The 1158-nt window shown below is 54.9% G+C and carries 1 rRNA gene; it reads right to left on the bottom strand.

The features are described 5' to 3' along the window. Positions 1-95 precede the first annotated feature (95 nt). Positions 96-1158 (bottom strand): 16S ribosomal RNA (locus HMPREF2993_RS05020); the annotation flags it as partial.

Raw genomic sequence — 1158 nt, 5'->3', positions numbered from 1 at the left:
CGGTGGCAGTAAAACGTTTGCTCACTCAACCACCAGCCACACAACAAAAGTGCGGCTAAAAGACACCAACTGGTGCCAAAAAATATGCTCCTTAGAAAGGAGGTGATCCACCCGCACCTTCCGGTACGGGTACCTTGTTACGACTTCGTCCCAATCGCCGATCCCACCTTCGACAGCTCCCTAACAAGTTTAGGCCACTGGCTTCGGGTGTTACCAACTTTCATGACGTGACGGGCGGTGTGTACAAGGCCCGGGAACGTATTCACCGCAGCGTTGCTGATCTGCGATTACTAGCGACTCCGACTTCATGGGGTCGAGTTGCAGACCCCAATCCGAACTAAGGCCGGCTTTCAGCGATTCGCTCCACCTCACAGTGTCGCTGCGCGTTGTACCGACCATTGTAGCATGTGTGAAGCCCTGGACATAAGGGGCATGATGATTTGACGTCATCCCCACCTTCCTCCGAGTTAACCCCGGCAGTCTCTCATGAGTCCCCAACCAAATGCTGGCAACATAAGACAAGGGTTGCGCTCGTTGCGGGACTTAACCCAACATCTCACGACACGAGCTGACGACAACCATGCACCACCTGTACACCAGCCACAAGGGACACTACATCTCTGCAGCAATCTAGTGTATGTCAAGCCCAGGTAAGGTTCTTCGCGTTGCATCGAATTAATCCACATGCTCCGCCGCTTGTGCGGGCCCCCGTCAATTCCTTTGAGTTTTAGCCTTGCGGCCGTACTCCCCAGGCGGGGCGCTTAATGCGTTAGCTACGGCACAGAAGACGTGGAAGCCCCCTACACCTAGCGCCCACCGTTTACGGCATGGACTACCAGGGTATCTAATCCTGTTTGCTACCCATGCTTTCGCTCCTCAGCGTCAGTAACTGCCCAGAGACCTGCCTTCGCCATCGGTGTTCCTCCTGATATCTGCGCATTTCACCGCTACACCAGGAATTCCAGTCTCCCCTACAGCACTCAAGTTATGCCCGTATCGCCTGCACGCCCGAAGTTAAGCCCCGGAATTTCACAGACGACGCGACAAACCACCTACGAGCTCTTTACGCCCAGTAATTCCGGACAACGCTCGCACCCTACGTATTACCGCGGCTGCTGGCACGTAGTTAGCCGGTGCTTCTTATACAGGTACCGTCAC

Origin of the sequence: Corynebacterium sp. HMSC068G04 (assembly GCF_001814885.1) — a bacterium.
Taxonomy (GTDB): domain Bacteria; phylum Actinomycetota; class Actinomycetes; order Mycobacteriales; family Mycobacteriaceae; genus Corynebacterium; species Corynebacterium hiratae.
This window is presented reverse-complemented; position numbering and strand designations above follow the sequence as displayed.